Raw genomic sequence first — 26771 nt, forward strand, 5'->3', positions numbered from 1 at the left:
GCTAACGCAATGTTTTTGGCTTCAGGAGAGACGACAATGCCACCCTCTTTTAATGACGTCAGGTTTTTCGATGAAACGTGTTTCTCAACTGACCGCGCTGGCTCTGATCTGCGGCCTCGCCTCACTCTCCTCCATGGCGGCTGATATGCCCCACTCCCTCACGCTGGACCAGCTCCAGGCGCAAAACGGCGCGGTAATTGATACGCGCATCAGTGCGTTCTATAACGGCTGGCCGCAGGCGCTGCGCGGAACGTCCGGGCATGAACCCGCCGCGCTTAATCTCTCTGCAGGCTGGCTTGGGGCAATGAGCGATGAACAGCTCAGCGGCTGGGCAAAACAGCATCGGCTTACGCCTGACATGCCGGTTGCGCTCTATGGCAATGATGATGACAACCAGACCGTCAAAACGCGGCTGGAAAAAGCGGGTTTTACCCACGTTTCCATCCTGAGCGATGCCCTGCAACAATCCGACCGTTTGCAACGTCTGGCACATTTTGAACAGCTGGTTTATCCGCAGTGGATCCACCTGTTGCAGCAGGGCAAACCCGTTACTGCCGCACCAGCCGGAGAGTGGAAGGTGATCGAGGCTGGCTGGGGTGCGCCGAAGCTTTATCTCCTGAGCCACATTCCCGGCGCGGGCTACATCGACACCAATGAAGTGGAAAGCGAACCGCTGTGGAATAAGGTCGCTGACGAAAAGTTGAAAGCGATGCTGGCGAAGCACGGGATCCGTCACGATACCACCGTCATTCTGTACGGTCGCGACGTATATGCCGCCGCGCGCGTGGCGCAGATCATGCTCTACGCGGGCGTGAAGGATGTGCGAATTCTGGACGGCGGCTGGAAGGCATGGTCAGACGCCAGCCTGCCCGTTGAGCGCGGAACGCCTGAGAACGTGAAGCCAGCCCCTGATTTTGGCGCGCCGATCCCGGGCCAGCCCCGGCTGATGGTGGATATGGAACAGGCCCGGGGAATGCTGCACCGTCAGGATGCATCCCTGGTGAGCATTCGTTCCTGGCCAGAGTTTATCGGTGAAACCAGCGGCTACAGCTATATCAAGCCAAAAGGTGACATTGCCGGTGCGCGCTGGGGCCATGCGGGTAGCGACGCGACCCACATGGAAGATTTCCACAATCCGGATGGCACCATGCGCAGCGCCGATGATATTGCCGCCATGTGGAAGACGTGGAATATCCTGCCGGAGCAGCACGTTGCGTTTTACTGCGGCACTGGCTGGCGCGCGTCTGAAGCCTTCATGTACGCCCGCGCCATGGGCTGGCAAAACGTTGCCGTCTACGACGGCGGCTGGTACGAATGGAGCAGCCATCCGCAGAACCCGGTCTCCACCGGGGAGCGTGGACCGGAGAGCGCACGCTAGCGGGGGAGTGACCTCAGCGTCACGTAACCGCTCCAGATGCGCGTTGTGGTGGTCAGCCAGCACAACGCGCCAAACGCCCAGGCAAACAGCGTGAAGTGTGCCGGAAACAGGCAGCACAGCACAAACAGCGCGATGGTCTCCGTTCCTTCCGTTAATCCTCCAATGTAATAAAGCGACTTGTGCGCGTAGCCGGGGTTGTCGATATTATGCTTCCCCGCCAGCGCGGCAAAGGCCAGGAAACTGCTGCCCGTCCCCATAAACGCGAACAGCAGCCAGGCGGCGGCGATCGCATTGTCAGCCGGAGCGGCCAGCGCGAAGCCAAACGGTACCAGCGCGTAAAACAGGAAGTCGAGGGCGATATCAAGAAATCCTCCCGCATCCGTCAGGCCACGGCGACGCGCCAGCGCACCGTCCAGACCATCCAGCAGCCGGTTCAGCACAATGGCGACCAGCGCCGCCAGATACCAGCCCAACGCCAGAAACGGTAACGCCAGTACGCCAATCGCAAACCCGGCGAGCGTTAACCCATCAGGCGTAATAAACGGTTTATCCAGCGCGGCGGCCAGCTGATTTAACCCGGGCTTCAGCCGTGGATGCAGATGTTTATCCAGCATGCGGTTTACCTTTAAACGTGGCACATAGGCCCTGAGCCGGGATATCCAGCGCGGCGTTAAAGCGGGCGGAAAGGTTCTGAAAGGCAATCAGAGCCGTCATTTCGGTGATAGTCTCTTCGCTAAAGTGGCGCTTCAGCTGGTTTTTGATATTTTCATCCACCTGAGGCGGCGTGGCGGTGACCGCTTCCGCATAGGCCAGCGCCGCGCGCTCCTCTTCGCTGAACAGGGTGGAATTTTGCCAGTCGTTGACGGCCTGCACTTTATCCAGCGCCCCGCTCCGCTCGGCCAGACGCAGGCTGTTGGCATCAATACAAAATGCGCAGTGGCAGATCTGCGAGACCCGCGTCATTAGTAACGAACGCAGAACCGGCGTCAAACGCGCCTTGCGCCGCTCCAGATAGCCGACAAATAGCGCTACCAGCCAGAAAAGACGCGGCATACGCCCCCACCAGCGCGTGGGGTTCAGCACCGCGCCGAAGTGTTTTTTCTGCATGGCAGCAATGGGCTTGAGGCTGACGGGAAGGGTTTCCATGGGCGCAACCCAGGCGGCTGTCTCTTTCACCTGATTCTCCTGATGACTGGACTCTTTGGCAGGGCACGATAATATGTCGTTTTTCGCTATTAATTATTGACGAACATGCTGAAAACACTCGATGTTGTTGCGGCCATCCTCGAAAAAGAGGGCAAGATCTTGCTGGCGCAGCGTCCCGAACATGCCGATCAGCCAGGAATGTGGGAATTTGCGGGCGGAAAGGTTGAAGCCGGTGAGACCCAGCAGGAAGCGCTGATCCGCGAACTACGCGAAGAGCTCGGCATTGAAGCCGTGCCCGCGCGGTATGTGGCAAGCCACCAGCGGGAAGTGTCGCAGCGGCTGATCCACCTCCACGCCTGGCACGTGCCGGAATTTAGCGGCGAGCTGAAGGCGCACTACCACTCGGCGCTGGTGTGGTGCACGCCAGAAGACGCGTTCACGTATGATTTAGCCCCGGCGGATATACCGCTCCTGGAAGCGTTTATTCTTTTACGCGACGCCAGACCAGCGGGTTTGTACTGAGGGTGCGTTCATCACGCTGGCACTGCAACAGCACGCCATCCGCCCTGACCACTGCGCCTTCGGAATAGTTTTGATCCTGATAGATACAGCACTGATTACACGGCTGCGCACGCTGGCCGCCAGCGCTAAAAACCTCTGGCGGCACGTTAACTTCGACATCCGGGCGAATGCGATCAGCCTGTGCCCCGGCGGACACCATCAAACATAACGCGACCATTGCGAAACGGTTCATAGACTTAATTTCCTTTGCATCGTTTATATCTATAACGGTAGATCCTGACGGGATCTTTAATTTATCTCGTCATCGCTTTTGGTTATGACGCGCGCCTTGTCATTAATTTCCCTTTCGGCCTAAATTTCTGCTTGCCTCTCAAAGCGGTGCGGGTGGTATAGTCAAAAAAACGACACAAAACATCTCCGCCACACGCATAAATTATTATAAGAGGTTCTTATATCTATGGATCAGACACGCTCTCTGGAAAGCTTTCTTGCCCATGTTCAGCAGCGCGACCCGCACCAAAGCGAGTTTGCCCAGGCCGTTCGTGAAGTCATGACCACCCTGTGGCCCTTCCTTGAGGAAAATCCGCGCTACCGCCAGATGGCGCTGCTTGAACGTCTGGTGGAGCCGGAGCGCGTCATCCAGTTCCGCGTGGCGTGGGTGGACGATCGCAATCAGGTACAGGTCAACCGCGCGTGGCGCGTGCAGTTTAACTCCGCCATTGGGCCGTTTAAGGGCGGGATGCGCTTCCATCCCTCGGTGAACCTGTCGATTCTGAAATTCCTCGGCTTCGAGCAGACCTTTAAAAATGCGCTCACTACCCTGCCGATGGGCGGCGGTAAAGGCGGGAGTGATTTCGATCCGAAAGGCAAGAGCGAAGGCGAAGTGATGCGCTTCTGCCAGGCGCTGGTCACTGAGCTCTATCGCCACCTTGGGCCGGACACCGACGTTCCTGCCGGGGATATCGGCGTGGGTGGTCGTGAAGTGGGCTTTATGGCCGGGATGATGAAAAAGCTCTCCAACAACAGCGCCTGCGTCTTTACCGGCAAAGGTCTGTCGTTTGGCGGCAGCCTGATTCGTCCGGAAGCGACGGGTTACGGTCTGGTCTATTTCACTGAAGCGATGCTTAAGCGTCACGGGCTGAGCTTCGAGGGGATGCGCGTGGCGGTCTCCGGCTCCGGCAACGTGGCGCAGTACGCTATCGAGAAAGCGATGGCGTTTGGCGCGCGCGTAGTGACCGCCTCCGACTCCAGCGGCACCGTGGTGGATGAAGCTGGCTTCACAGCAGAAAAACTGGCGCGTCTGTGCGAAATCAAAGCCAGCCGTGACGGCCGCGTGGCGGATTATGCCCGAGAGTTTAGCCTGACCTATCTGGAAGGTAAACAGCCGTGGGGTGTGCCGGTGGATATCGCCCTGCCGTGCGCGACGCAAAACGAGCTGGACGTGGATGCCGCCCGGACGCTGATTAGCAATGGCGTGAAGGCGGTAGCGGAAGGGGCAAATATGCCCACCACCATTGAAGCGACCGATCTGTTCCTGGACGCGGGCGTACTCTTTGCGCCAGGCAAGGCGGCGAACGCGGGCGGGGTGGCAACATCCGGTCTGGAAATGGCACAAAACGCCGCGAGAATGGGCTGGAAGGCGGAGAAAGTGGATGCCCGTCTGCACCACATTATGCTTGATATTCACCATGCCTGCGTGGAGTACGGCGGTGAGGCTTCACAGACCAACTACGTGCGCGGCGCCAACATCGCCGGGTTCGTGAAGGTGGCCGATGCGATGATCGGGCAGGGTGTGATTTAGTTTCGCTGCATTCTCGCCCTTGCAGGCCCGGTAAGCGTTATCGCCACCGGGCTTTTTTCAGGCCGCAGAGCTGCTTTTTGCCGGGTGGCGGCTTCGCCTTACCCGGCCTACGGTTTAAGCGGTGGTATTTTTGGCTGCGCTTTTTTTCTTTTTGAACGGTTTCTTCGCCCCGCCACCCGGGGCAACCATCCCCCGGAATCGCTTCACTGGCGTGCTGCGCGCCTGATCAATCAGCTGATAAAGCGTCCCCACCAGCGGCTGCATAAAGTCCTGGTAACGGCACTGCTTTTCGCTGATCTGCGTCAGCACTGACTCCCAGTGCGCGGTCATGTCCGGTCTGGCGGCCAGCTCTGGCAAGGAGTGAATCAGTGCCCGGCCCGGCTCTGTCGAATGGATATAGCGCCCTTTTTTCTCGAGAAAACCACGCTTAAACAGCAACTCGATAATCCCCGCGCGGGTTGCTTCCGTACCCAGACCGTCGGTGGCGCGGAGGATCTTCTTTAGATCTTTATCCTGCACAAAACGGGCGATCCCGGTCATGGCCGAAAGCAGCGTCGCATCGGTGAAGTGGCGCGGCGGCTGGGTCTGACGTTCAACCACTTCGCCTTTTTCGCACAGCAGTTCATCGCCTTTGGCTACGACCGGCAGCGGCGTGCCGTCGTTCTCTTCGTCACGCTCTTTGTTGCCGAGCAGCGTGCGCCAGCCCGCTTCCGCGAGGAAACGCGCTTTGGCGATAAATTTGCCTTTGGCAATTTCCAGCTCAATAACGCACTTGCGGAAAACCGCGTCCGGGCAGAACTGCATCAGATACTGACGCGCGATCAGGTTATAGACCTTTGCTTCGTTGTCGGTCAGGTTGACGTTGCTGGTGCGCGCCGTCGGGATTATCGCGTGGTGGGCATCGACTTTTTTATCGTCCCAGCAGCGGTTATGGGTATCCGGGTTTACCGCCGGTTGCGGCAACAGATCCGGCGCATGGACACCAATGGCATTCATCACCGAGTAGCGTCCGGCGAAGTGTTCCTCCGGCAGATAGCGGCTGTCCGAACGCGGATAGGTGATCAGCTTGTGGGTTTCATAGAGCTTCTGGCAGATATCGAGCACGTTCTGCGCGCTCAGGCCAAACTTTTTCGCGGCCTCGATCTGCAACGCCGAAAGGGAGAACGGCAGCGGTGCGGGCTCTGATTCCCGTTTGTCGTTATAGCTGGTAACGATCGCGGGCTGGCCGGTAATGCGGTTAACCACGTGCTCCGCCAGCGGACGATGTAGCAGCCGCCCCTCTTCGTCCTGATATGACTCACAGGCATCGCTCGGCTGCCAGACGGCGGTAAAGCGTTCGTCTTTCGGCGTGACGATATGCGCTTTGACTTCGAAGAAGTCTTTGGCGACGAAATTTTCGATCTCTTCGTCGCGACGCACCACCAGCCCCAGCACCGGGGTTTGAACACGCCCAACAGAGAGTACGCCCTGATAGCCCGCATTGCGTCCCAGGATGGTGTAGGCGCGGGTCATGTTGATCCCGTACAGCCAGTCCGCGCGAGCACGCGCCAGCGCGGAGACACACAGGGGAATAAATTCGCTGTTGGCGCGCAGGCGCGAAATCGCGCGCTCCACCGCCTGCGGGTTGAGGTCGTTAATTAAACAGCGCTGCACCTGCTGGCGCTTTTCCGGTGCCAGCTCCAGGTAGTCCAGCACTTCGTCGACAAGCAGTTGCCCTTCCCTGTCCGGGTCACCCGCGTGGACCACTTCCGTCGCCTCATGCAGGAAACGCTTAATGACGTTGAGCTGTTTGGTGACGGAAGGACGCGGTTGCAGACGCCACTTTTCCGGCACGATCGGCAGATCGTTGAGGTTCCAGCGGGCGTAGCGGCTGTCGTAGACATCCGGCTGCGCCTGTTCAAGCAGGTGACCGATACACCAGGTGACCACCTGCCCGTTACCGCATTCGATAAAGCCATCGCCTTTGCGATGCGGCTTGGGCAGCACGTCGGCGATGGCTCGCGCCAGACTCGGCTTTTCGGCAATAAACAACCGCATCGAATTAACGGATCTCAATCATCGGGCGGCCACCGCGGGCGGTCACCAGCTCGCCAATGGCCGTCAGGGTGATGCCAAACTCGGCCGCCGTTGCCTGAACGTCAGCTTCTGCTTCCGGCGTCACCGCCAGCAGCAGGCCGCCGGAGGTTTGCGGATCGCACAGCAGATTGCGCCACGCTTCCGGCATTTCGCCCATTAAATGGCCATAGCTGGCGAAGTTGCGCTGCGTCCCGCCCGGAACGGCGCCCTGAGCAATGTACTCTTCCACGCCCGGCAGCTTCGGCACATCCTGATACCAGACCTGCGCCTGCACGCCCGCGCCCTGACAGACTTCAGAGAGGTGTCCCAGCAGACCAAAGCCGGTCACGTCGGTCATGGCCTTCACGCCGTCGATATTGGCGAATGCCGCACCGGCAAGGTTCATCTGGCACATCACTTCCGTTGCCAGACCAATATGCTCGGGCTTCAGCAGGGATTTTTTCTCGGCGGTTGTCAGTACGCCAATGCCCAGCGGCTTGGTGAGGAACAGCTTGCAGCCCGCCTGCGCGGTGCTGTTGCGCTTCACGCGTTCGGTCGGCACCACGCCGGTGACGGCCAGGCCGAAGATCGGCTCCGGCGCATCGATAGAGTGACCACCGGCCAGGGCAATACCCGCCTGCTGGCAGGCAAAGCGTCCGCCTTCGATGACATCGCGGGCAATCTCCGGCGGGAGGGTGTTAATCGGCCAGCCCAGAATGGCGATCGCCATAATCGGCTTACCGCCCATCGCGAAGATATCGCTGATGGCGTTGGTGGCCGCAATGCGTCCGAAGTCGAACGGGTTGTCGACAATCGGCATAAAGAAGTCAGTGGTGCTGATAATGCTGGTGCCGTTACCTAAGTCATAAACCGCTGCATCGTCACGCGTTTCGTTACCGACAAGCAGGTTCGGGTCGACAAACTTCGCCTGTTCACTGTGCAGGATGGTCTCCAGCACTTTCGGGGAAATTTTACAACCGCAACCGGCTCCGTGGCTGTATTGCGTTAAACGAATGGTTTGCTCGCTCATGGACGTCTCCTGTCATCTCAATCGCGCTATGGTAGCGCTCATTCCATAAAGAGGTAAGTATGACTGTCTGAATTCTGCGGCGGATGCTCAGAATCCAGACAGTTTAGCGCGTGTAATTAAAAACGGCTGACGAAAGGCGTGGTGTCCGGCACGCTAATGGTGCTGGAGGCTTTAAGCTGCGGGGTGCCGAGATAGAGGAAGCCGACAATTTTATCGTGTTCACCGCAGGAGAAGCCTTCCCGCACGGCGGCGCTCTCGGTCAGCGGCCCGGTACGCCAGATGCCGTTAAAGCCCTGCGCGACGGCGGCCATCTGCATTGCCATTACCGCGCAACCGGCAGACATCTCCTGCTCCCAGACCGGCACTTTATGGTCGGCCTGGCATTTTGCGACTACCGCGATGATCATCGGCGCACGGAACGGCGCGTTGCGGGCTTTATCAATCCCCTTCTCATCCTGGCCTGCGGCAACCGCCCCCTGCTCCAGCAGCTGGCTGAAGCGGTCGCGCCCTTCGCCTTCAATAATAAAGAAGTGCCACGGCTGCAATGTGCCATGGTCCGGCGCACGCATTCCGGCACGCAGAATGTTTTCCAGCTGCTCGCCGACGGGGGCCGGGTCGGCCAGGCGGGAAGCGCTACGACGGTTAACAAGCAGTTCAAGTGCGTCCATTGGTTAACTCCTTTCGTGAAATTTACTCACAAAATTAACACGACAGCAGAATTTGTTACAGCGTGGCAGGCGATTCCTGCTGACAAGTGGCGGTTGGGTCATTACGATAACCGCACATTACCGTCCTGTGGCGACGGAAACAGTCCTTTTCTGGTTAGGGAGAATACATGCGAACCCTTTGGCGAATCTTTGCCGGTTTCTTTAAATGGACGTGGCGACTGCTCAACTTCGTCCGCAACCTGGTGATGAATATCTTCTTCATCTTCCTGGTCCTGGTATGCGCAGGTATCTGGATGCATCTCAGCAGCGCCAGCCAGGCGCAGAATTCGACGCGCGGCGCACTGCTCCTCGATATCACCGGGGTGATTGTTGATAAGCCATCGACCAGCAATCGTCTGGGCGTGATTGGCCGCCAGCTGTTCGGCGCGACCTCAGACCGCCTGCAGGAAAACTCCCTGTTTGATATCGTCGACACGATCCGTCAGGCCAAAGACGATCGCAACATTACCGGTATCGTGCTGGATCTGAAAGATTTTGCCGGAGCCGATCAGCCTTCGATGCAGTACATCGGGAAAGCGCTGCGGGAATTCCGCGACAGCGGTAAACCGGTCATTGCCGTCGGCGACAGCTACACCCAGGGGCAATATTATCTGGCGAGCTTTGCTAACAAAATCTGGCTCTCTCCGCAGGGCACGGTCGATCTGCATGGCTTCGCCACAAATGGTCTGTACTACAAATCGCTGCTCGACAAGCTGAAGGTCACTACCCACGTCTTCCGCGTCGGGACCTATAAATCTGCCGTGGAGCCGTTTATCCGTGATGATATGTCCCCTGCCGCCCGTGAAGCGGACAGCCGCTGGATTGGCGAGCTGTGGCAGAACTATCTCGGCACCATTGCCGCTAACCGTCAAATGACCGCTGAGCAGGTCTTCCCGGGCGCGCGCGGTGTGCTGGAGGGCCTGCGCAAAGTGGACGGCGATACAGCGAAATACGCGCTTGATAACAAACTGGTCGATCGGCTGGGTTCCAGCGCTGAAATCGAAAAAGCGCTGACCAAACAGTTCGGCTGGAGTAAAGAGGACAAGAACTACAGCGCCATCAGCATGTATGACTACGCCGCGAAAAAGCCGGATGACAGCGGTGACAGCATCGCCGTGGTGTTTGCTAACGGGGCCATTATGGACGGTGAAGAAACGCCGGGGAACGTCGGCGGGGACACCACCGCGTCGCAGATCCGCGATGCGCGTCTGGATCCGAAAGTGAAGGCGATTGTCCTGCGGGTGAACAGCCCTGGCGGCAGCGTCAGCGCCTCCGAGGTGATCCGTGCTGAGCTGGCCGCCGCGCGTGCCGCGGGCAAGCCGGTCGTGGTCTCGATGGGGGGCATGGCGGCTTCAGGGGGGTACTGGATCTCGACGCCAGCCAACTACATTGTGGCTAACCCAAGCACGCTGACCGGCTCGATTGGCATCTTCGGCGTGATCAACACCGTAGAGAACAGCCTGGATTATCTCGGCGTTCATACCGACGGCGTTTCCACCTCGCCGCTGGCGGATGTGTCCGTGACTAAATCTCTGCCGCCTGAGGTGTCCGAGATGATGCAGCTCAGCATTGAGAGTGGCTATAAGCGCTTCATCACGCTGGTGGCGGATTCCCGTAAAAAGACGCCAGACCAGATTGACCAGATCGCGCAGGGCCACGTCTGGACCGGCCAGGATGCGAAGAGCAACGGTCTGGTAGACAGCCTGGGTGACTTCGACGATGCCGTGAAGAAAGCGGCGGAACTGGCGAAGCTCAAGCAGTGGCACGTTGACTATTATCAGGACGAACCGACGTTCTTCGATATGGTCATGGACAGCATGTCCGGCTCCGTCCGCGCCATGCTGCCGGAAGCGCTTCAGGCGTATCTGCCGGCGCCGGTGGCGACGGCGGCTAAAGCCATGAAAGCGGAGAGCGATAAGCTCGCGACTTTCAACGATCCGCAAAGCCGTTACGCGTTTTGCCTGACCTGTGCGAACGTGCGTTAAAAACCGTCCCCTCTTCCCGTTAAGAGGGGATTTTTTCTTTTGAAGAACAAGAACTCATTACCATGCAGAAGAAATCAATATATGTCGCCTATACCGGCGGTACCATCGGTATGCAGCGCTCAGAAAATGGCTATATTCCGGTTTCTGGCCATTTGCAGCGCCAGCTGGCGCTGATGCCTGAATTCCACCGTCCGGAAATGCCGGACTTTACCATCCACGAATATGAGCCGCTGATGGACTCCTCCGACATGACGCCGGAAGACTGGCAGCATATTGCGGACGATATTAAAGCCCATTACGACCAGTACGACGGCTTCGTGATCCTGCACGGCACCGACACCATGGCGTTCACCGCCTCGGCGCTCTCCTTCATGCTGGAGAACCTGGGCAAGCCCGTCATCGTGACCGGTTCGCAGATCCCGCTGGCGGAACTGCGTTCAGACGGGCAGATCAACCTGCTTAACTCCCTGTACGTGGCCGCTAATTACCCGATCAACGAGGTAACGCTGTTCTTCAACAACCGACTGTACCGCGGGAACCGTACCACTAAAGCGCACGCTGACGGCTTTGACGCGTTTGCCTCACCTAACCTGCAACCGCTGCTGGAAGCGGGGATCCATATCCGTCGTCTGGGCACGCCGCCCGCGCCAAATACTGCAGGCGAGCTGATCGTTCACCCGATCACCCCGCAGCCGATTGGCGTGGTGACGATTTATCCGGGTATTTCCGCCGACGTGGTGCGCAACTTCCTGCGCCAGCCGGTGAAGGCGCTGATCCTGCGCTCCTATGGCGTGGGTAACGCCCCGCAGAACGGTGAGTTCCTGAAAGAGCTTCAGGAGGCGAGCGATCGCGGGATTGTGGTGGTGAACCTCACTCAGTGTATGTCCGGTAAGGTCAATATGGGCGGCTACGCCACCGGCAACGCCCTGGCGCACGCTGGCGTGATCAGTGGTTTCGATATGACCGTTGAGGCAACGCTGACTAAACTTCACTATTTATTGAGTCAGGATCTGGATATTGATTCCATTCGCCGCGCCATGATGCAAAACCTGCGCGGTGAACTGACGCCGGACGAATAAGGAGTTCCCATGAAGCAACGCGCCCTGTTACTGGTCGATTTGCAAAATGATTTCTGTGCGGGCGGTGCGCTGGCCGTCGCGGAAGGCGACAGCACCGTCGACGTCGCGAATTCGCTGATTGAGTGGTGTAAGGCTCGTGATGAAGCGGTGGTGGCGAGTCAGGACTGGCATCCGGCAAACCACGGCAGCTTTACCAGCCAGCACAACGTTGAGCCTTACAGCCAGGGCGAACTGGACGGACTGGCGCAAACCTTCTGGCCCGATCACTGCGTGCAGCAGACGGAAGGCGCTGAGCTGCATCCGCTGCTGAACCAGAAGGCCATCGACGCGGTGTTCCACAAAGGTGAAAACCCAACCATCGACAGCTACAGCGCATTCTTCGATAACGGTCACCGCCAGAAGACGGCGCTGGACGCATGGTTACGCCATCATGAGATCACCGAGCTGATTGTGCTGGGCCTGGCGACGGATTACTGCGTGAAGTTCACCGTGCTGGATGCGCTCCAGCTGGGCTATACCGTGAATGTCATTACCGACGGCTGTCGCGGGGTGAATATTCAGCCGCATGACAGCGCCCAGGCGTTTATGGATATGGCCGCAGAAGGCGCAACGCTGTATACGCTGGCTGACTGGATGGAGACGCAGGCGTAAGCTTTTTTAGCCGTGTGGCGGCTTCGCCTTACCCGGCCTACTTTCTCTGGTTTTGTAGGCCGGGTAAGCATCAGCGCCACCCGGCAAAACCCCCTCCCCGATCTCCCATAAAGTGAACTCCCTCGCATCACAAGCGAAGCGGCGATGGTATTCTCTTCAGGCTGTTTTTTCGCCACGCCTTTTCTGTGGCGTGGTTATTTTTATTCAGTCAAAGAGGAACTTATATGAAACGTTTGCCCTTGCTGGCAGCATTACCCTTGCTTTGCGCGTCACTGGCTTCCGCCGCGCCCCTGATGTGCGTGGGCTACTTCAATGGCGGTGGCGATGTTACCGCCGGACCGGGTGGCGATATCAATAAACTCGATGTCCGTCAGATCACACACCTCAACTACTCGTTTGGTCTGGTCTATAACAACGAGAAAGACGAGACCAACCCTGCACTGAAAGATCCGGCAAAACTGCATCAAATCTGGTTATCACCCAAGGTGGCATCCGACCTGGCGTTACTTCCTCAGCTTCGTAAACAAAACCCGAATTTAAAAGTGCTGCTTTCCGTTGGCGGCTGGGGCGCACGTGGTTTTTCTGGCGCAGCGGCTACCAAAGAGAGCCGCGCGGTGTTTATTCGCTCCGCACAGCAGATCGTCAGTCAATACGGCCTGGACGGGATCGATCTCGACTGGGAGTTCCCGGTCAACGGCGCGTGGGGACTGGTCGAGAGCACCCCAGCCGACAGGGATAATTTCACCGCGCTGTTAAAAGAGATGCGTGACACGTTTGGTATGAAAAAACTGGTCACGATTGCGGTGGGCGCAAATGCAGAAAGTCCGAAAAGCTGGGTGGATGTGAAGGCCATTGCCCCCCTGCTCGATTACATCAACCTGATGACCTACGACATGGCGTACGGGACGCAGTATTTTAACGCGAATCTGTATGACTCCAGCGCCTGGCCAACGGTGGCTGCCGCAGACAAATACAGCGTTGATTTTGTGGTGAATAACTATCTGGCCGCCGGCCTTAAGCCGCAGCAAATGAACCTCGGAATCGGTTTTTACGGTCGTGTACCGAAGCGCGCCGTTGAACCGGGTATCGACTGGAGTAAACCGGACGCGCAAAACAATCCGGTCACCCAGCCCTACTTCGGGCCGCAGGAACTGGGCCTGTTCAAATCGCTTGGCTATGACCTGACCAAAGATACCTACGTGAAATACAACGATATCGTCCGCAAACTGCTAAACGATCCGCAGAAATGCTTTACCGAGCACTGGGACGAACAGGCGAAGGTGCCGTGGCTGTCGGTAAAATCCGCCGACGGGAAGGCGCTGTTTGCGATCTCCTATGAGAACCCGCGTTCCGTGGCGATTAAAGCAGATTACATCAAGGAGAAAGGTCTCGCCGGGGCGATGTTCTGGGAGTATGGCGCGGATGACAACAACCAGTTAGCGAAGCAGCTGGCGGAGTCGCTTGGGATCCCGCACTAAGGTGTAGTGTGCCGGGTGGCGGCTTCGCCTTACCCGGCCTACATGGGAGCTTTATTTGAAGGTTGCAATCGGCTTCGGCGTGATGCCGAAGTCTTCTTTCAGTTCGCGCTTACTTTTCATCACCATCTGACCGTTAGTGTCGATGGTCATGTGCTGGGCGTTGGTATTGTGACGCGCCTGCCACAGCATCACCAGCTGCAAGCTGTTCTCTTTTTGCTCAGGTGTGAGCGCCACACCGTCCGGCCATTTTCCCAGCTCAACGGCCGTCACCAGGCGCTGATAAACCTCCGGGGTCATGCCTGCAATCATGTCATCAATATTCACGATCTCTCCCTTTCAAAGGAATAATTTGCTGAATCGTTTTTTCAACCCTTGGTCTGGTCGCCGTTTTCGTCATCGGTAAAGCTCATCGAAGCCGAATTTACGCAGAAACGCTCCCCCGTCGGCTGCGGGCCATCCGGGAAGACATGCCCGAGATGGGCGTCGCAATTCCCACAACGAATTTCGGTGCGCACCATGCCGTGCGAGGAGTCCGTCAGATAGCGGATCGCATCATCGCTGACAGGCTCGTAAAAGCTTGGCCAGCCGCAGCCAGAATCGTACTTAGTCTGGGAGTTAAACAGCGGTGCATCACACACCAGGCAATGGTAGACGCCTTCCCGTTTATTGTGCAGCAAACGCCCGGTAAACGGCGGTTCCGTGCCGTGATTTTGCGTTACGTAAAACTGCATCTCTGTAAGGTTTTTTTTCAAATCGTCGGGGTTATGTTGGTTCGACATATGCTTACATCTCGCTGTTGAAACAGACATCTTTTAACCCAGATTCTAACAAAACATTAACACCCGCGCGTGCACTTTTGATCTAAACTTATGTGTCGCGAAAAGGCGGTCAGGCAATTGTGATCAATTTCACATTTTAATCCTGCGAGGCCTTTAAAATTCCGGGCGCAGCCCCCATGTGGTTGCTAGCTCAAAGGGAAAGTGAGGCGAGTCAGTCGCACAAACGTTAGTCACAGGATTGATTTGTCGCAATGATTGACACGATTCCGCTTGACGCTGCGTAAGGTTTTTGTAATTTTACAGGCAACCTTTTATTCACTAACAAATAGCTGGTGGAATATATGACTATCAAAGTAGGTATCAACGGTTTTGGCCGTATCGGCCGTATTGTTTTCCGTGCTGCTCAGAAACGTTCTGACATCGAAATCGTTGGTATCAACGATCTCCTGGACGCTGAATACATGGCGTACATGCTGAAGTACGACTCAACTCACGGTCGTTTCGACGGCACCGTTGAAGTGAAAGACGGCCACCTGGTTGTTAACGGCAAAACCATCCGCGTTACTGCTGAGAAAGACCCAGCTAACCTGAAATGGAACGAAATCGGTGTTGACGTTGTAGCTGAAGCTACCGGTATCTTCCTGACCGACGAAACTGCACGTAAACACATCACTGCGGGTGCGAAGAAAGTTGTTCTGACTGGTCCTTCCAAAGACAACACCCCAATGTTCGTTCGCGGTGCAAACTTCGAAACTTACGCTGGCCAGGACATCGTTTCCAACGCATCCTGCACCACCAACTGCCTGGCACCGCTGGCTAAAGTTATCAACGACAACTTCGGCATCATCGAAGGTCTGATGACTACCGTTCACGCTACCACCGCTACTCAGAAAACCGTTGATGGCCCGTCTCACAAAGACTGGCGCGGCGGCCGTGGCGCGGCTCAGAACATCATCCCATCTTCTACCGGTGCTGCTAAAGCAGTAGGTAAAGTACTGCCAGAACTGAATGGCAAACTGACTGGTATGGCGTTCCGCGTTCCAACTCCTAACGTATCCGTTGTTGACCTGACCGTTCGTCTGGAAAAAGCTGCTTCTTACGAAGAAATTAAGAAAGCAATCAAAGCTGCTTCCGAAGGCCCAATGAAAGGCGTTCTGGGTTACACCGAAGACGACGTTGTTTCTACCGATTTCAACGGCGAAGTGTGCACTTCCGTGTTCGATGCTAAAGCAGGTATCGCACTGAACGACAACTTCGTGAAACTGGTTTCCTGGTACGACAACGAAACTGGCTACTCTAACAAAGTACTGGACCTGATCGCTCACATCTCCAAATAAGTTGAGATGAGTGCTTGATCCTAAAAGGCGACTTCGGTCGCCTTTTTTATTGTTTTTAGACAGAGGATTGCTTAATGATTAATAAAATTTTTGCACTTCCGGTAGTCGAACAACTTACCCCTGTGCTCTCCCGCCGTCAGATTGACGGCGCCGATATCATCGTCGTCGATCATCCGCGCGTTAAAGCCTCCGTAGCGCTCAATGGCGCCCACCTGCTCTCCTGGAAACCAGAAGGCGAAGAAGAAGGCCTGTGGCTGAGCGAGGCCACCTCGTTCAAAAAAGGGGCGGCGATCCGTGGCGGCGTACCGATCTGCTGGCCATGGTTTGGTCCGTCAGCGCAGCAGGGATTGCCGTCTCACGGTTTCGCCCGTAACCAGCAATGGACGCTGAAAGCCCACAACGAAGATGATAACGGCGCGGTGTTGACCTTTGAACTTCAGGCAAATGATGAAACGCGCGCCCTGTGGCCACATGAATTCACCCTCTATGCCCGCTTCAAGCTGGCTAAAACCTGCGAGATTGAACTGGAAGCGCACGGCGAATTCGAAACAACGTCCGCCCTGCACACCTATTTCAACGTAGGCGACATTCAGGCCGTTAAGGTGAGCGGACTTGGCGATACCTTTATCGACAAAGTGGACAACGCGAAAGAAGGCAGGCTGGACGACGGCGTTCAGAGCTTCCCGGACCGTACCGATCGCGTGTATCTGCACCCGGAAGCCTGTAGCGTCATCCACGACAGCGCGTTGAACCGCGGCATTGACGTGGTTCACCACCACCATAGCAACGTGGTGGGCTGGAACCCGGGCCCTGCCCTTTCCGTCAGCATGGCAGATATCCCGGATGACGGTTACAAGACCTTCGTGTGTGTGGAAACCGCGTGCGTGACCGCCCCGCAGAAAACCAGCGAAGAAAAACCGTCCCGCTTAGGCCAGACGATCAAGATTGTGAAGCGCTAATATTTATCAGGCACCATAAAAAACAAACGGGGCGCAAGCGCCCCTTTTTAATACCCGAAAAAACAATAACTTATATTCAAATCAAGCATTTACCACCTCAACGAAACCAACCAAAACCCCTCTAAATCAATCCTGTGTGGTCAAAATGTGGATCAGTGTTTTTTGTTTGTGGTCACTTTGGGGCAGGGATCAATCGAGATTAACCAGTGGGTTTAACGTCACTGCATCGGCAAGGTGATCGGGTGAGAAGTGCGCGTAAACCATCGTCTGGTTAATGCTGGAATGGCCCAGAATACGCTGTAAAACGAGGATGTTGCCGCCGTTCGCCATGAAGTGACTGGCAAAGGTGTGGCGGAAAACATGTGTGGCCTGCCCGGCTGGAATTTCAGGGGCAACGCGTTTAAGTGTCTTGCGGGCAAGGTCGTAATCAATGTTTGGGAAAAGCAACCGGCCTTCGCCCCCTGTGATCTCCTTCGCCAGTTCGGCTGTAATGGGAACGGTTCGGTGCTGCCCGTTTTTGGTTTCGGTGTAAGTGACACGATCGCTGTATACGCGATCGCGTGTGAGTCTGGCCGCTTCATTCCAGCGAGCACCCGTTGAAAGGCATAGCTTTGCAGCTTTCAGGTTGTCGCCCTCTAAAGCGGAGAGGACGCGACGAATCGCGTCTTTGGTAAGGAAGCCTAACTCGGTTTGAGGTAATTTCAGTTCGCTGAGTTCGGTTAATGGATTTTGATCGTGAAATAAACCCAGCTCCCGCAGCTTGTTGAACATCGCTTTTAGATCGCGGTGCTCGTTGTTGACGGTCTTTCGGGCAATACCATCTGTAATACGCTTCGCCCGGTACTGTGCAAACGCTTCGGGTGTAACGTCGATCGCACGCGGGAAACCTAACCGGCGATCGGTGGCCTTTAGTTTTACGTGGCGGTTTTCGCCATCTTTCAGCGTGCTGCCGCAGCGATCCCACCAGAGAGCTATCAGGTCTGTAAGTGAACTTCGATCCCTGGGTTTATCAACCCATTCTTTGTTGTGATGGGTTGCGATAGCCCATCGTTCATATTGCTGGGCCTCAGATTTGGTAGCGAATTTCTTACGGATTCGCTTACCGCTACGTCCCTGTGGCCGTACATCTACCATCCAGCCATCATTACCCAGTGATTTAATCGTCATGTAAAAACACTCACCCTAAGAAACTAACAATCTCGCTGCAAATACCACCGTTGCCCCAATTTTTATAAATCCTGTAGATAGTTAGCCAGCCTTCTGGCCTTTTTGGGGGCTGGAGATGTTGCCTGGCCCATCAGGGGAGAGAGCCGGGGATATTTGTCCCGATTCAGGTGCGATCTGGTCAGTCATTAACCAAAGTGTGTATTTCGTAAAGCGGGGGTGCTGAGTAATCATCATAAGAAATTCACTGCCGATACTTTTAGTCCTCCCTGTTTCATAACGCTTTGTATTGCCAGCAGGTACGCCGGTTATCTGCTCAAACTCATCCCGGCTCAATCCTTCAGCTTCACGGATGAGTCTTAATTTTTCGCCTACGTCGCTTGACATGGTACGTATTTGTCCCCTAATCTTTGCTCAAGGGTACTTATTTGTACCCACTTGAAACCAATCTAAACCGATCCTAAAGGATAGCCCATGACGACAACGCGGAAAAGCACCACTGAAAAGGCTGCGTCTTCAAAGGTGCGTAAAATCACAGATTTACCAGTCTGCGGCACTAAAGAACGCGAAGCCATGACACTGGCTCTTGCGTATCTGACTGAGAAAGGCATCAAGCCACGCATGACGCTGAAAGAGTTTGCAGAGTTTTACGGCATGGAACTGCGCCAAGTGCAAAGCGATGCTGAGCGCAGATATCTGCCACTGGTGCCAAAAGCAATGCCTGGCCGCAGAGAGTTGTTACAGGTCAACATGGTGGCATATTACGCCCGCATGTATTTGGACGGCTTCAACCATCTGGATAAAGCCTCTGCTTTTTAGATGGGAATAAGTCGTAAACCCAATCTGTTCATTGGTGAGTTAAAAAATGAAAAAGCGCTATTCACAACATGGGTCACATGCTGGAAGCATCCCGGGTTTGGTTCAGGTAAGTAAAAACGTTTATGTCTTTAACGGCTTCACTATCCGTAAATCACCGCGCAATGCTTTTAACAGAAGTAATTCATACCTGATTAATAAGCGGGATGATAACGCCAATATTGATAATTATTATGGCCGTGACTTTGCCTTAGCTGAAGCAATGCGAACAATTGAACGGCTGAATAGTGGCAGGAATCATGAAGGTTGAAATGATAATAGGCCTTTCTATTTTTGCTGTGCTTGTTGTGTATCTAATTCAATTCCTGATCAGACAGCGAATAGAAAAAGCAAACCAGCAAAGAATAAAGGCGCTTGCAGAATATAAAGCCCGCCGTGAAGAAGTTGAACTAAAAGCCCGTAGGCAACTGTAGCAGGTACACGATATGAACGATAACGCCCCATCACTTGCCAGCCTGTTAAAGCATGGTTGCCAGGTCACGCATTACCGCAACACACGCGGCTGGATTGAATGCCCGGACGGGCGTTTCTTTAAACCGGAACCGAATAAGGTGCGTTTCATTAAAGGCATGAGTAAGCCTTTTGTTTATACGAAGAAGATAAACAAAGGCTTATTTAGCGCTTTAGCAAGGTTGTTTAGGAAACTGCTTTAGTCATTAAGTAACAGATAAAACTTTTTCTACCTGTCGTCACTTTATTAAGTGATGGCGCATTCACTCACCCAAAAAAGGGGTATCTATGTTTAAGTTCGAATTAGGTCAGCAAGTGACAATTAAAGCCAGCGGTGAGAAAGGCACCGTTGAGGCTTGCGCTAAATATATTTCAAGTGGCAATTCCTATTACATCCATTACCGCGCGGCTGATGGTCGTGCGGTAACTCAATGGTTTGAAGAGCGCCATATTGAAGACGGCACAGCGTGTAAGTCATGTGATTGCCCGCTGTGCTATCTCCTCCGCCCACTTCCGCAGGTGACTCATTTCACCTTTGACTTGGACTTGGCGAAGTAAAACCAACAGCACCGGGAAACCGGTGCTTATCCGGGGCGTTACTTGCGAGTGACGCGCCTGATAAGCGGTAGTGATGGGAGATAGGATTATGAATATCGGACAAGAGAAACCAGTATCCGGGCGTCAGATGTTCCTTGAACAGCGTGCCCGTTTGCAGTCGAGCATTTCAGTTTCCCGCACCAATGACACGGCGAGCCGTTTCAACCGCCTGGGCGAGACTCAGAAAAAGGTGATCATCCTGCTGGCAAACGAAGCCGCGCAGCGGTTTAAAGATCTGCCGTCGCTGACTCATTCCCACCTCACCATGCCTTTCGAACAGTTCAGCTCTCAGGACAAAGTGAGCCTGATGTTGGGCATTAAGCGCCTTGCCGAGCTGGCTGCGGCGTTGCCGTGGGAGTTTCCCGATCATGCTGCGCCGCGCCTTGAAATGCAGGCGTTACGCGAATCACCACCACCCGCGCCGGATGGCGCAGTCAATTAACCACTGAATGATTAACCAGTAGTCAGGCGCATCACCGCGCCGGGCTTCCTGCACCCAGGAGAAAGCAAGATGAAGCATGTAATGATTGATATTGAAGCCATGGATAACAAGCCAACTGCGGCGATTGCGTCTATTGCTGCGGCAATCTTTGACCCTATGTCAGGTGGAGTTTCCGCCTCAATGTACTGCCGCATTGCTATTGAAAGCAGTGAGGCTTTCGGCGGAACACTGGGCGCTGAAACAATCAAATGGTGGTTTAAGCAGTCGGGAGAAGTACGAGCGGAAGTAATCAAAGAAGGGGCTTACTCCCTCCCCGTAGCTCTTAGCGAACTAAATATGTTTATCCTGGAATATTGTGATCTGGCGAGCGTGAAAGTTTGGGCGCGCGGTACTGATTACGATATGCCGATTATCTACAACGCAATGCGCGCTGTAGATTTAAAACTGGTCTGGAATTTTTGGAATGTCCGCGACGTTAGAACGGTTGAAGAGGTTGCGCTTACTGTCTGTGGGTATGCCTCAAATCGGCTTGTCGATTCTGAAAAGCATAACGCTGCCGCTGATGTGTGGAATCAGATCGCTCAGCTCTCAGACAACCTAAAAAGCCTCGCAGCCAAAGGCGCTATGGGGGCGGCATTATGATCCGTTCCCTCCTCAAATGGCCCGGTGGCAAAAGCCGCGTGATGCCTGAATTACTGCTGCATTTACCAAAGGCTAGTTGCCTTGTTGAGCCTTTTGTTGGCGGCGCTTCAGTGTTCCTCAATACCGATTATCGCCGCTATATCCTTGCGGATATCAACCCAGACCTGATCCGCCTTTATCGTGAGGTCAAAAGCAATCCTGAGCTGGTGATTGATCTTGCCCGCCCGCTCTTTGCGACCGGCAATTCCAAAGAGGAATACTTACAAAACCGCCGCATTTTCAACGGTACAAAAGGCTTGCTTGATGTGGCCCGCGCGGCTTTGTTTCTTTACCTCAATCGCCACGGTTACAACGGCGTGGTGCGTTACAACCAGGGCGGCGGTTACAACGTGCCGTTTGGTCAGCACAAAACCGCGCCTTACTTCCCGGAAGCGGAGATCCGCCAGTTTGCCGAGAAGGCCAACGACACCAAAGCTATTTTCCTGTGCAGCTCGTTTCAAAACACACTCAAAGTGATGGTTGGAACGGATGAAGCCATCTACTGCGATCCGCCGTACCTGCCTGCAAGCGAAACTGCCAATTTCACCCAATACCACACCGAGCCATTCACCGAGAAGCATCACCGCCAGTTAGCGGCGGATCTGCTGGAGGTTAACCAAAAATATGGCGCGCCGGTTGTCATTTCCAACAGTGACACCGACACCACCCGCGAGATTTACCACCGCTTCCACCTGCATGAAATCGACGTGCAGCGCTCTGTTAGTACCGACGCCAGCAACCGCCAGAAAGCCAAAGAAGTGATCGGCACTTTGGGCGTCGTTGAAGGATGCGGAGATGAATCCGATAGCGATGTGCTCCCCGGATATTGGGAATCAGAAGAAAACCCGATTCAACTGTGAGAAGCCTTTTATGACTGCCTATTACAACGAAATCGATACCTTTGCCGCGCAATGGCTGCGCAATCTGATTGACGCCGGGCATATATCCCCCGGCGTCGTTGACACCCGTTCTATTGAGGAAGTAACGCCAAATGACCTTAAAGGATTTAAACAATGCCATTTCTTCGCAGGGATCGGCGTCTGGTCTTACGCCCTGCGCCGGGCTGGATGGGCAGACGATCGCCACGTCTGGACAGGTTCATGCCCGTGCCAGCCTTTCAGCCAGTCAGGCAAAAGAGCGGGGATTACTGACGAGCGGCACTTATGGCCCCATTTCCACTATCTCATTGAGCAGTGCCGCCCTGAAGTCATCTTTGGCGAGCAGGTTGCAAGCAAAGATGGCCTGGCGTGGTTCGACATTGTACAGGCTGATCTGGAAGGTGCGGGATACGCCGCAACAGCTTTCGATCTCTGCGCTGCGGGCGTCGGTGCCCCGCACATCAGGCAACGGTTGTATTGGGTGGGCGACGCCAACGACGAGAGCGCACAGAGATACCGGCAACCTTCAAAACTCATTCTTCCGGAAGGACGGGAGAATGCGGAACGATACGCTGTATCGTCAGATCTGGCTGCACACGTTTGGTCTTCATGGGGAGCCAACAAGGGCGCAGATGAAAAAGTTAGAGTTATTCCAGCCTGTTATGGCTCGTCTGCTGATGGGGTTGCCGGAGTGGTGGGACGATTGCGCGCCTACGGAAATGCAATCTGCGCGGAAGTTGCAACAACCTTCATAAGCGCTTACATGGATGCGGTGCAATGACCACCGCAGCCAGTGGGCGCAGAGACCCAACACCGCCCCCTCCGTATCCGGGTAGCGCACCAGACGCCACCCGGTACGATTACGAATGGCAGAAGCCGAAAGCTGCCATTTGTGTAGATAAGACTCCCGTTGTTGATCTAGTCGAATTGGGTCAAGAACAGGAGTTTTTGGCGTGGGTGAAAGTCACCCTTGCGCCGCTACCCCGCTTTATTCGCCTGCGTCTGGCTTCCCGCATTGACAGTATTCACACCATGAAGGGCAGGCACATCGCCCGTCTTGCGCTGCGCGATATCATCCGCAGGGATCTGCCGCCTATCAACATGGTGAATGAGCAATACGCTATTGCGATGACCGATGAGGCTAAATCTCAGGCCGATACAGCATTCAAAGGGTTAAACCCGCTTTACCACACGTTTAACACTCTGCATGGATTGGTTGAGCGATTTAATCACCTGCCGGACTTCACGCCGGAAGATGTTGAGTTACTGGCGCAGGATATCGCTATCTATATGCGATCTGCGCTGAGTGAGGTTCACGAAACGGTAGATACGCAGAGTGATCGCAAATATGCCGGATACCTTTACACCGAAGCGGCTATCCTCGCGCGGCTTTTCTTCCTGACGCCGCCGAGCTGGGCAAAGTATTGCCGGGGTGCGCTGTTTATTGATGAGGCTACTACCGGCATTAGCAAGATGCTGGATGATCGCTACTGGCACCGTAACCTGAAAAAGTACGCCGCGCGTTGGCGTGAGCACCTGCATATTGCTTTTGGTGATGTAAAGCGGGGCGCTGCACCGTATTGCAGCAAGCACCACGTTGATGAGTGGGATGCCAGACGCAAACGCAGCCGCGCGATCATGGCCCGTCTTGAGCTGGAAGACCAGGAAACCAAAGAGCGTATTTCTCTTATTGATCAGATCGATAAGAGCATATCTAACCCCGCATTGCGCCGCGTTGAACTCATGACCCGTATCGGCGGCTTTGAAAAAGTTGCTACCGAAAGCGGCTATGCGGGTCAGTTTTTTACTCTGACTGCGCCATCCAAATACCACGCATATACCGTCTTCGGTCATCGCAATGCCAAATGGAACGGTGCCAGCCCAAGAGCCACGCAGCGCTATCTTAACAGGGTATGGCAACAGATCCGCGCTGAGCTGGCCCGCCGTGAAATTCCGGTATTTGGCCTGCGGGTGGCTGAGTCTCACCACGATGGTACGCCGCACTGGCATGGCCTGTTGTTCTCTTTGCCTGAGCATTCCGCTGAACTACTGGAAGTGATGGAAGACTACGCGACCCGTGAGGATGCGGAAGAGTTGCAGGGCAAGCATGGCAACCAGCCGCGTTTTGACATGAAACCGATAGATCATGAAATCGGCAGCGCCACCGGCTACGTGGTGAAGTACATCAGTAAGAATATTGACGGCTACGCGCTCGACGGAGAAACCGACGACGAAAGCGGCAGGCCACTGAAAGAAACGTCAAAACATGCTACCGCCTGGGCGTCGTGCTGGGGCATTCGTCAGTTTCAGTTTTTGGGCGGTGCGCCGGTATCTGTCTGGCGTGAGCTGCGCCGGTTCCGCAATCAGGAACAGGCCGACAAGATAAACCCTCTGTTTGCTGAGCTACACCGCGCTGCGGATGCTGGCGACTGGCAGCAATACACTCAATTGCAGGGCGGTGCACTGGTTGCCCGTCGTGATCTCCCGCTGCGTATCTGGTATCAGCAGAAGGATGAGCCGAATGATTACGGCGAGTATCTGGATCTTATCAAAGGTCTGGTGATGCCTGCCGCTCACATTCCACCGATTGAAACCAGACTGCATACCTACCGCATTGTGCGTAAGAAACCGGAGATATTAGACGACTCCGGCCAGGCCGTTGACTTTGATTTTGACCTTCGGGGCGCGTCCGCGCCCTCTAGGACTCGTGTCAATAACTGTACTGAGGTTAAAAAACAGACAAATTCAAGGGGTGAGAATCCGCCACCAGTTGAGCCTGAACAATATGAAATTGGTCAAATGACCCGCGAGCAGAAAAAACGGCTCAACGAAAGCCTCAGAAACTTCAAACCAGAACGGCAAAAATCACCTGCCGATGTGTTTGAGTCTCTTGCCTGCACTATAACCGCGTCAGATTGCGATGAGGTTGATCAGGCGCGGGCTGAGAGTTACATGAAAGTGGCCGCAGCTATCCGCAATGAAGTGCCAACCCTTAAAAACAGTACCGTGCAGCCTGTGCCTCTGACGGAATCCCTTAAATATCAGCTTTCAGCCTGGGGTATAAAATCGGAACTCGATATTCATGCTCTCCGGTGCGGGGCAGCGCTGTCTTTTGGTGATCAGCTGGTTTACCTGAAAGGTGGCTATCTGGTAGAAGAAACCAAAGCGTCATATTGTAGGGCGAGGAACTGTAATGCTGAATTAACTCCGGATGATAAGGCATACGGTAACGAGGGGCTGTGTCTGACATGTACGGCGAAGTTGATCGGAACGGCAGCAATCGAACAGCGTCGTGACGATGCCGAACAAAGGCAAAAAGCAGAAAGAAAACAGGAGAATGAAGCGCTTCTGGGAAGGCTTAAGGTTGCGCTCATCAACAGGGGGCTGCATGGGAAGGTATCATGATGATGATTTTGAACGGGAAGACGATTATCAGAGTTGGCTTTATTATCGCGAGTCCTCGCATGAAGAACGTGAGCTACGACGGAAACTGGCACGTTCAAATGAAATGCAGGCCAGCAATAATACGGAGCCAGTGATCCCGCCAGTCGACTGGCCGGTAGCGGATGTATTTCGTGACTATCCTGAGCACCAGGCGCGCGTTGCGGCGGCAGAAAAGAAATACTTTGAATCCAGAAAAACGCCCGATACTGAAGATGAAAGCGACAATCATTAATACTGTGTTTTCATGGCAATCGGTATGGCTGGCGTAACGCGTTACGCCGGGAATAGCGATTCTGCGGGTGCGGGCGGCAAAGAGTCCGCCAGCGCCACAAAGTGGCGCTCAATGGTAAATGAGTCAGGCTCAGGTCATGGCATTGCATGTTGTACGTTTGTGTTGTACATTTAACGCGTACATCAAAGGAGGTTATATGCGAACCTATACCACATCTCAGGCCCGGCAAAATATTGCCGAGGTAATGGAAGCTGCTACGGCTGGCGAGCCTGTAGAAATAACTCGCCGCGATGGCTCTGCCGCTGTGCTTATCAGCCGGGATGATTTCAACGCGTGGCAGGAAGCAAAGCTGGATGCTGAATTTGCCGAAATTATGGGGCGGCACGGTCGTACCATTAAGGCGCTGGCCGACAGATGAAATGGATTAGCGCTCAGGAGGTGATAGCGTTTCATGACCGTCTGCTTGCAGCTTTGCCGGGCGTTCAGGGAATGCCAGAACCGGGAAGAGCAGAGGCGATCATTTATCGTGTTCAGAACCAGCGCTACTATGAAGACGTTGAGGATATTCACGAACTCGCAGCGATGTATCTCGTCGCCATTTCGCGTGGTCATATCTTCAATGACGGCAATAAGCGCACCGCCTTTTTCGTTGCGATGGCTTTTTTAAAGCGCAATGGTATTGATATCCGTGATGAAGGTAATGAACTGGAAGAACTGACCGTATCCGCAGCGACGGGTTCACTAAGCAGTGGCGATGTTGCTAATGTTTTGCGCCGACTATCCATCAATCCCCACTGACCTGAGAAGCTGCCTTTTAAAGGCGGCTTTTCTTCCCTCCGGGCCTCTTTTCTCTGTTGCACAATAGTGCACAAATTTGCACAATTTTTTTGATGCTGTTTATGCCCTTTCCGCCCTGTGGCGGCGCGGTCTGGCTCAGGATCGGAAAATGCACAAAAAACGAAGTAAATGTCGTGCGCAGGTGACGGGGGAACAGCCCACGCGACGGAGGGTCGGGAGGTGATGCCTTTAATTGCCATTCTTCGGCCTTTTTCGCCTTCTCAGCGCGTTTTCTCGCTTCCGGGTGTGAGCGGGATCGATTG

Annotated in this window: 33 protein-coding genes; 22 read left to right on the top strand and 11 right to left on the bottom strand. The window is 54.9% G+C overall.

Annotated features, from left to right (window positions below; all coding sequences use genetic code 11):
- Positions 1–70 precede the first annotated feature (70 nt).
- Positions 71–1378, top strand: coding sequence for a rhodanese-like domain-containing protein (locus C3451_RS02240; protein ID WP_032624875.1), 1308 nt, complete (start codon positions 71–73; stop codon positions 1376–1378).
- Here the strand turns inward: C3451_RS02240 and C3451_RS02245 are convergent.
- Together C3451_RS02245 and C3451_RS02250 are read right to left on the bottom strand one after the other, a co-directional pair.
- Positions 1375–1992 carry a CDP-alcohol phosphatidyltransferase family protein gene (locus C3451_RS02245; RefSeq protein WP_032624407.1) on the bottom strand — a complete coding sequence of 206 codons (618 nt, stop codon included), beginning with the start codon at positions 1990–1992 and terminating at the stop codon, positions 1375–1377. The two genes, C3451_RS02240 and C3451_RS02245, sit on opposite strands and share 4 nt — an antisense overlap.
- Positions 1982–2554 (bottom strand): carboxymuconolactone decarboxylase family protein, encoded by a 573-nt coding sequence (locus tag C3451_RS02250; RefSeq protein WP_023299893.1) that lies wholly within the window; start codon positions 2552–2554, stop codon positions 1982–1984. Before C3451_RS02250 ends, C3451_RS02245 begins: the two co-directional genes overlap by 11 nt.
- Before the next feature lie 75 nt (positions 2555–2629).
- Between C3451_RS02250 and C3451_RS02255 the strand changes: the two genes are divergently transcribed.
- A complete protein-coding gene (locus C3451_RS02255; protein WP_022647800.1) occupies positions 2630–3046 on the top strand; it encodes a pyrimidine (deoxy)nucleoside triphosphate diphosphatase in 417 nt (138 codons plus the stop codon).
- Here the strand turns inward: C3451_RS02255 and C3451_RS02260 are convergent.
- A complete protein-coding gene (locus C3451_RS02260) occupies positions 3006–3278 on the bottom strand; it encodes a YnjH family protein (protein ID WP_045621416.1) in 273 nt (90 codons plus the stop codon). The two genes, C3451_RS02255 and C3451_RS02260, sit on opposite strands and share 41 nt — an antisense overlap.
- A 225-nt stretch (positions 3279–3503) precedes the next feature.
- Between C3451_RS02260 and gdhA the strand changes: the two genes are divergently transcribed.
- Positions 3504–4847: an NADP-specific glutamate dehydrogenase gene (gdhA, locus tag C3451_RS02265; protein WP_023305947.1), complete on the top strand. Its 1344-nt coding sequence runs from the start codon at positions 3504–3506 to the stop codon at positions 4845–4847.
- Between the two features lie 114 nt (positions 4848–4961).
- On the opposite strand, the gene C3451_RS02270 is transcribed toward gdhA, so the two are convergent.
- From C3451_RS02270 to C3451_RS02280, 3 genes are all read right to left on the bottom strand, one after another.
- Positions 4962–6884: a DNA topoisomerase III gene (locus C3451_RS02270; protein WP_124304210.1), complete on the bottom strand. Its 1923-nt coding sequence runs from the start codon at positions 6882–6884 to the stop codon at positions 4962–4964.
- 4 nt (positions 6885–6888) lie between these two features.
- Complete coding sequence (gene selD / locus C3451_RS02275; protein WP_017384682.1) at positions 6889–7932, bottom strand: selenide, water dikinase SelD; 1044 nt, start codon at positions 7930–7932, stop codon at positions 6889–6891.
- Positions 7933–8048: 116 nt separating this feature from the next.
- Positions 8049–8600 carry an NAD(P)H nitroreductase gene (locus C3451_RS02280; RefSeq protein WP_045621414.1) on the bottom strand — a complete coding sequence of 184 codons (552 nt, stop codon included), beginning with the start codon at positions 8598–8600 and terminating at the stop codon, positions 8049–8051.
- Between the two features lie 167 nt (positions 8601–8767).
- Between C3451_RS02280 and sppA the strand changes: the two genes are divergently transcribed.
- The 4 genes from sppA to C3451_RS02300 all read left to right on the top strand — a co-directional run bounded on the left by sppA (position 8768) and on the right by C3451_RS02300 (position 13832).
- Positions 8768–10624: a signal peptide peptidase SppA gene (sppA, locus tag C3451_RS02285; RefSeq protein ID WP_023299888.1), complete on the top strand. Its 1857-nt coding sequence runs from the start codon at positions 8768–8770 to the stop codon at positions 10622–10624.
- A 62-nt stretch (positions 10625–10686) separates the two neighbouring features.
- A complete protein-coding gene (ansA, locus tag C3451_RS02290; protein ID WP_023305945.1) occupies positions 10687–11703 on the top strand; it encodes an asparaginase in 1017 nt (338 codons plus the stop codon).
- A 9-nt stretch (positions 11704–11712) separates the two neighbouring features.
- The gene (gene pncA / locus C3451_RS02295; protein WP_045621413.1) at positions 11713–12354 is read left to right on the top strand and encodes a bifunctional nicotinamidase/pyrazinamidase; all 642 of its coding nucleotides are present in this window, start codon (positions 11713–11715) and stop codon (positions 12352–12354) included.
- Between the two features lie 224 nt (positions 12355–12578).
- Entirely contained in the window at positions 12579–13832 is a 1254-nt protein-coding gene (locus C3451_RS02300; RefSeq protein ID WP_124304211.1) for a glycoside hydrolase family 18 protein, read from the top strand.
- Positions 13833–13883: 51 nt separating this feature from the next.
- On the opposite strand, the gene C3451_RS02305 is transcribed toward C3451_RS02300, so the two are convergent.
- Together C3451_RS02305 and msrB are read right to left on the bottom strand one after the other, a co-directional pair.
- Entirely contained in the window at positions 13884–14156 is a 273-nt protein-coding gene (locus C3451_RS02305) for a YeaC family protein (protein ID WP_022647791.1), read from the bottom strand.
- A gap of 41 nt (positions 14157–14197) precedes the next feature.
- Positions 14198–14611, bottom strand: coding sequence for a peptide-methionine (R)-S-oxide reductase MsrB (gene msrB, locus C3451_RS02310; RefSeq protein WP_022647790.1), 414 nt, complete (start codon positions 14609–14611; stop codon positions 14198–14200).
- 341 nt (positions 14612–14952) lie between these two features.
- Here msrB and gapA point away from each other — a divergent pair, with 341 nt between their 5' ends.
- Together gapA and C3451_RS02320 are read left to right on the top strand one after the other, a co-directional pair.
- Positions 14953–15948: a glyceraldehyde-3-phosphate dehydrogenase gene (gene gapA, locus C3451_RS02315; RefSeq protein ID WP_006809136.1), complete on the top strand. Its 996-nt coding sequence runs from the start codon at positions 14953–14955 to the stop codon at positions 15946–15948.
- 74 nt (positions 15949–16022) lie between these two features.
- A complete protein-coding gene (locus C3451_RS02320) occupies positions 16023–16907 on the top strand; it encodes a D-hexose-6-phosphate mutarotase (protein WP_045621410.1) in 885 nt (294 codons plus the stop codon).
- 189 nt (positions 16908–17096) lie between these two features.
- On the opposite strand, the gene C3451_RS02325 is transcribed toward C3451_RS02320, so the two are convergent.
- The gene (locus C3451_RS02325; RefSeq protein ID WP_124304212.1) at positions 17097–18074 is read right to left on the bottom strand and encodes a tyrosine-type recombinase/integrase; all 978 of its coding nucleotides are present in this window, start codon (positions 18072–18074) and stop codon (positions 17097–17099) included.
- Positions 18075–18155: 81 nt separating this feature from the next.
- The gene (locus C3451_RS02330) at positions 18156–18458 is read right to left on the bottom strand and encodes a helix-turn-helix domain-containing protein (protein WP_124304213.1); all 303 of its coding nucleotides are present in this window, start codon (positions 18456–18458) and stop codon (positions 18156–18158) included.
- An 87-nt stretch (positions 18459–18545) separates the two neighbouring features.
- On the opposite strand from C3451_RS02330, the gene C3451_RS02335 reads away from it, so the two are divergent.
- The 13 genes from C3451_RS02335 to C3451_RS02390 all read left to right on the top strand — a co-directional run bounded on the left by C3451_RS02335 (position 18546) and on the right by C3451_RS02390 (position 26469).
- A complete protein-coding gene (locus tag C3451_RS02335) occupies positions 18546–18890 on the top strand; it encodes a hypothetical protein (RefSeq protein ID WP_124304214.1) in 345 nt (114 codons plus the stop codon).
- A gap of 46 nt (positions 18891–18936) precedes the next feature.
- Positions 18937–19197: a DUF4761 family protein gene (locus C3451_RS02340; protein ID WP_124304215.1), complete on the top strand. Its 261-nt coding sequence runs from the start codon at positions 18937–18939 to the stop codon at positions 19195–19197.
- A complete protein-coding gene (locus C3451_RS24295) occupies positions 19187–19360 on the top strand; it encodes a hypothetical protein (RefSeq protein ID WP_192894884.1) in 174 nt (57 codons plus the stop codon). The genes C3451_RS02340 and C3451_RS24295 overlap by 11 nt, the downstream gene beginning before the upstream one ends.
- Positions 19361–19372: 12 nt before the next feature.
- The gene (locus C3451_RS02345; protein WP_124304216.1) at positions 19373–19600 is read left to right on the top strand and encodes a phage filamentation protein Fil family protein; all 228 of its coding nucleotides are present in this window, start codon (positions 19373–19375) and stop codon (positions 19598–19600) included.
- A gap of 85 nt (positions 19601–19685) precedes the next feature.
- Entirely contained in the window at positions 19686–19955 is a 270-nt protein-coding gene (locus tag C3451_RS02350; RefSeq protein WP_124304217.1) for a hypothetical protein, read from the top strand.
- 88 nt (positions 19956–20043) lie between these two features.
- Positions 20044–20436 (top strand): hypothetical protein, encoded by a 393-nt coding sequence (locus C3451_RS02355; RefSeq protein ID WP_124304218.1) that lies wholly within the window; start codon positions 20044–20046, stop codon positions 20434–20436.
- An 81-nt stretch (positions 20437–20517) separates the two neighbouring features.
- Positions 20518–21078 (top strand): 3'-5' exonuclease, encoded by a 561-nt coding sequence (locus C3451_RS02360; protein ID WP_192894885.1) that lies wholly within the window; start codon positions 20518–20520, stop codon positions 21076–21078.
- The gene (locus C3451_RS02365) at positions 21075–21977 is read left to right on the top strand and encodes a Dam family site-specific DNA-(adenine-N6)-methyltransferase (RefSeq protein ID WP_240034208.1); all 903 of its coding nucleotides are present in this window, start codon (positions 21075–21077) and stop codon (positions 21975–21977) included. Before C3451_RS02360 ends, C3451_RS02365 begins: the two co-directional genes overlap by 4 nt.
- Before the next feature lie 10 nt (positions 21978–21987).
- Complete coding sequence (locus C3451_RS02370; RefSeq protein WP_124304220.1) at positions 21988–22776, top strand: DNA cytosine methyltransferase; 789 nt, start codon at positions 21988–21990, stop codon at positions 22774–22776.
- Between the two features lie 176 nt (positions 22777–22952).
- The gene (locus tag C3451_RS02375) at positions 22953–25400 is read left to right on the top strand and encodes a replication endonuclease (protein WP_124304221.1); all 2448 of its coding nucleotides are present in this window, start codon (positions 22953–22955) and stop codon (positions 25398–25400) included.
- On the top strand, positions 25384–25671 hold the full coding sequence (locus C3451_RS02380; RefSeq protein WP_124304222.1) for a hypothetical protein: 288 nt from the start codon (positions 25384–25386) through the stop codon (positions 25669–25671). The genes C3451_RS02375 and C3451_RS02380 overlap by 17 nt, the downstream gene beginning before the upstream one ends.
- A gap of 196 nt (positions 25672–25867) precedes the next feature.
- Positions 25868–26089 (top strand): type II toxin-antitoxin system Phd/YefM family antitoxin, encoded by a 222-nt coding sequence (locus C3451_RS02385; protein ID WP_006117881.1) that lies wholly within the window; start codon positions 25868–25870, stop codon positions 26087–26089.
- Positions 26086–26469 carry a type II toxin-antitoxin system death-on-curing family toxin gene (locus tag C3451_RS02390; protein WP_124304223.1) on the top strand — a complete coding sequence of 128 codons (384 nt, stop codon included), beginning with the start codon at positions 26086–26088 and terminating at the stop codon, positions 26467–26469. Before C3451_RS02385 ends, C3451_RS02390 begins: the two co-directional genes overlap by 4 nt.
- Before the next feature lie 16 nt (positions 26470–26485).
- On the opposite strand, the gene C3451_RS24475 is transcribed toward C3451_RS02390, so the two are convergent.
- Positions 26486–26771, bottom strand: a 286-nt coding sequence (locus C3451_RS24475) for a hypothetical protein (protein WP_240034209.1), incomplete at its 5' end; no start/stop codon positions are given.

It is taken from the genome of Enterobacter sp. 301B, assembly GCF_003850715.1.
Taxonomy (GTDB): domain Bacteria; phylum Pseudomonadota; class Gammaproteobacteria; order Enterobacterales; family Enterobacteriaceae; genus Enterobacter; species Enterobacter intestinihominis.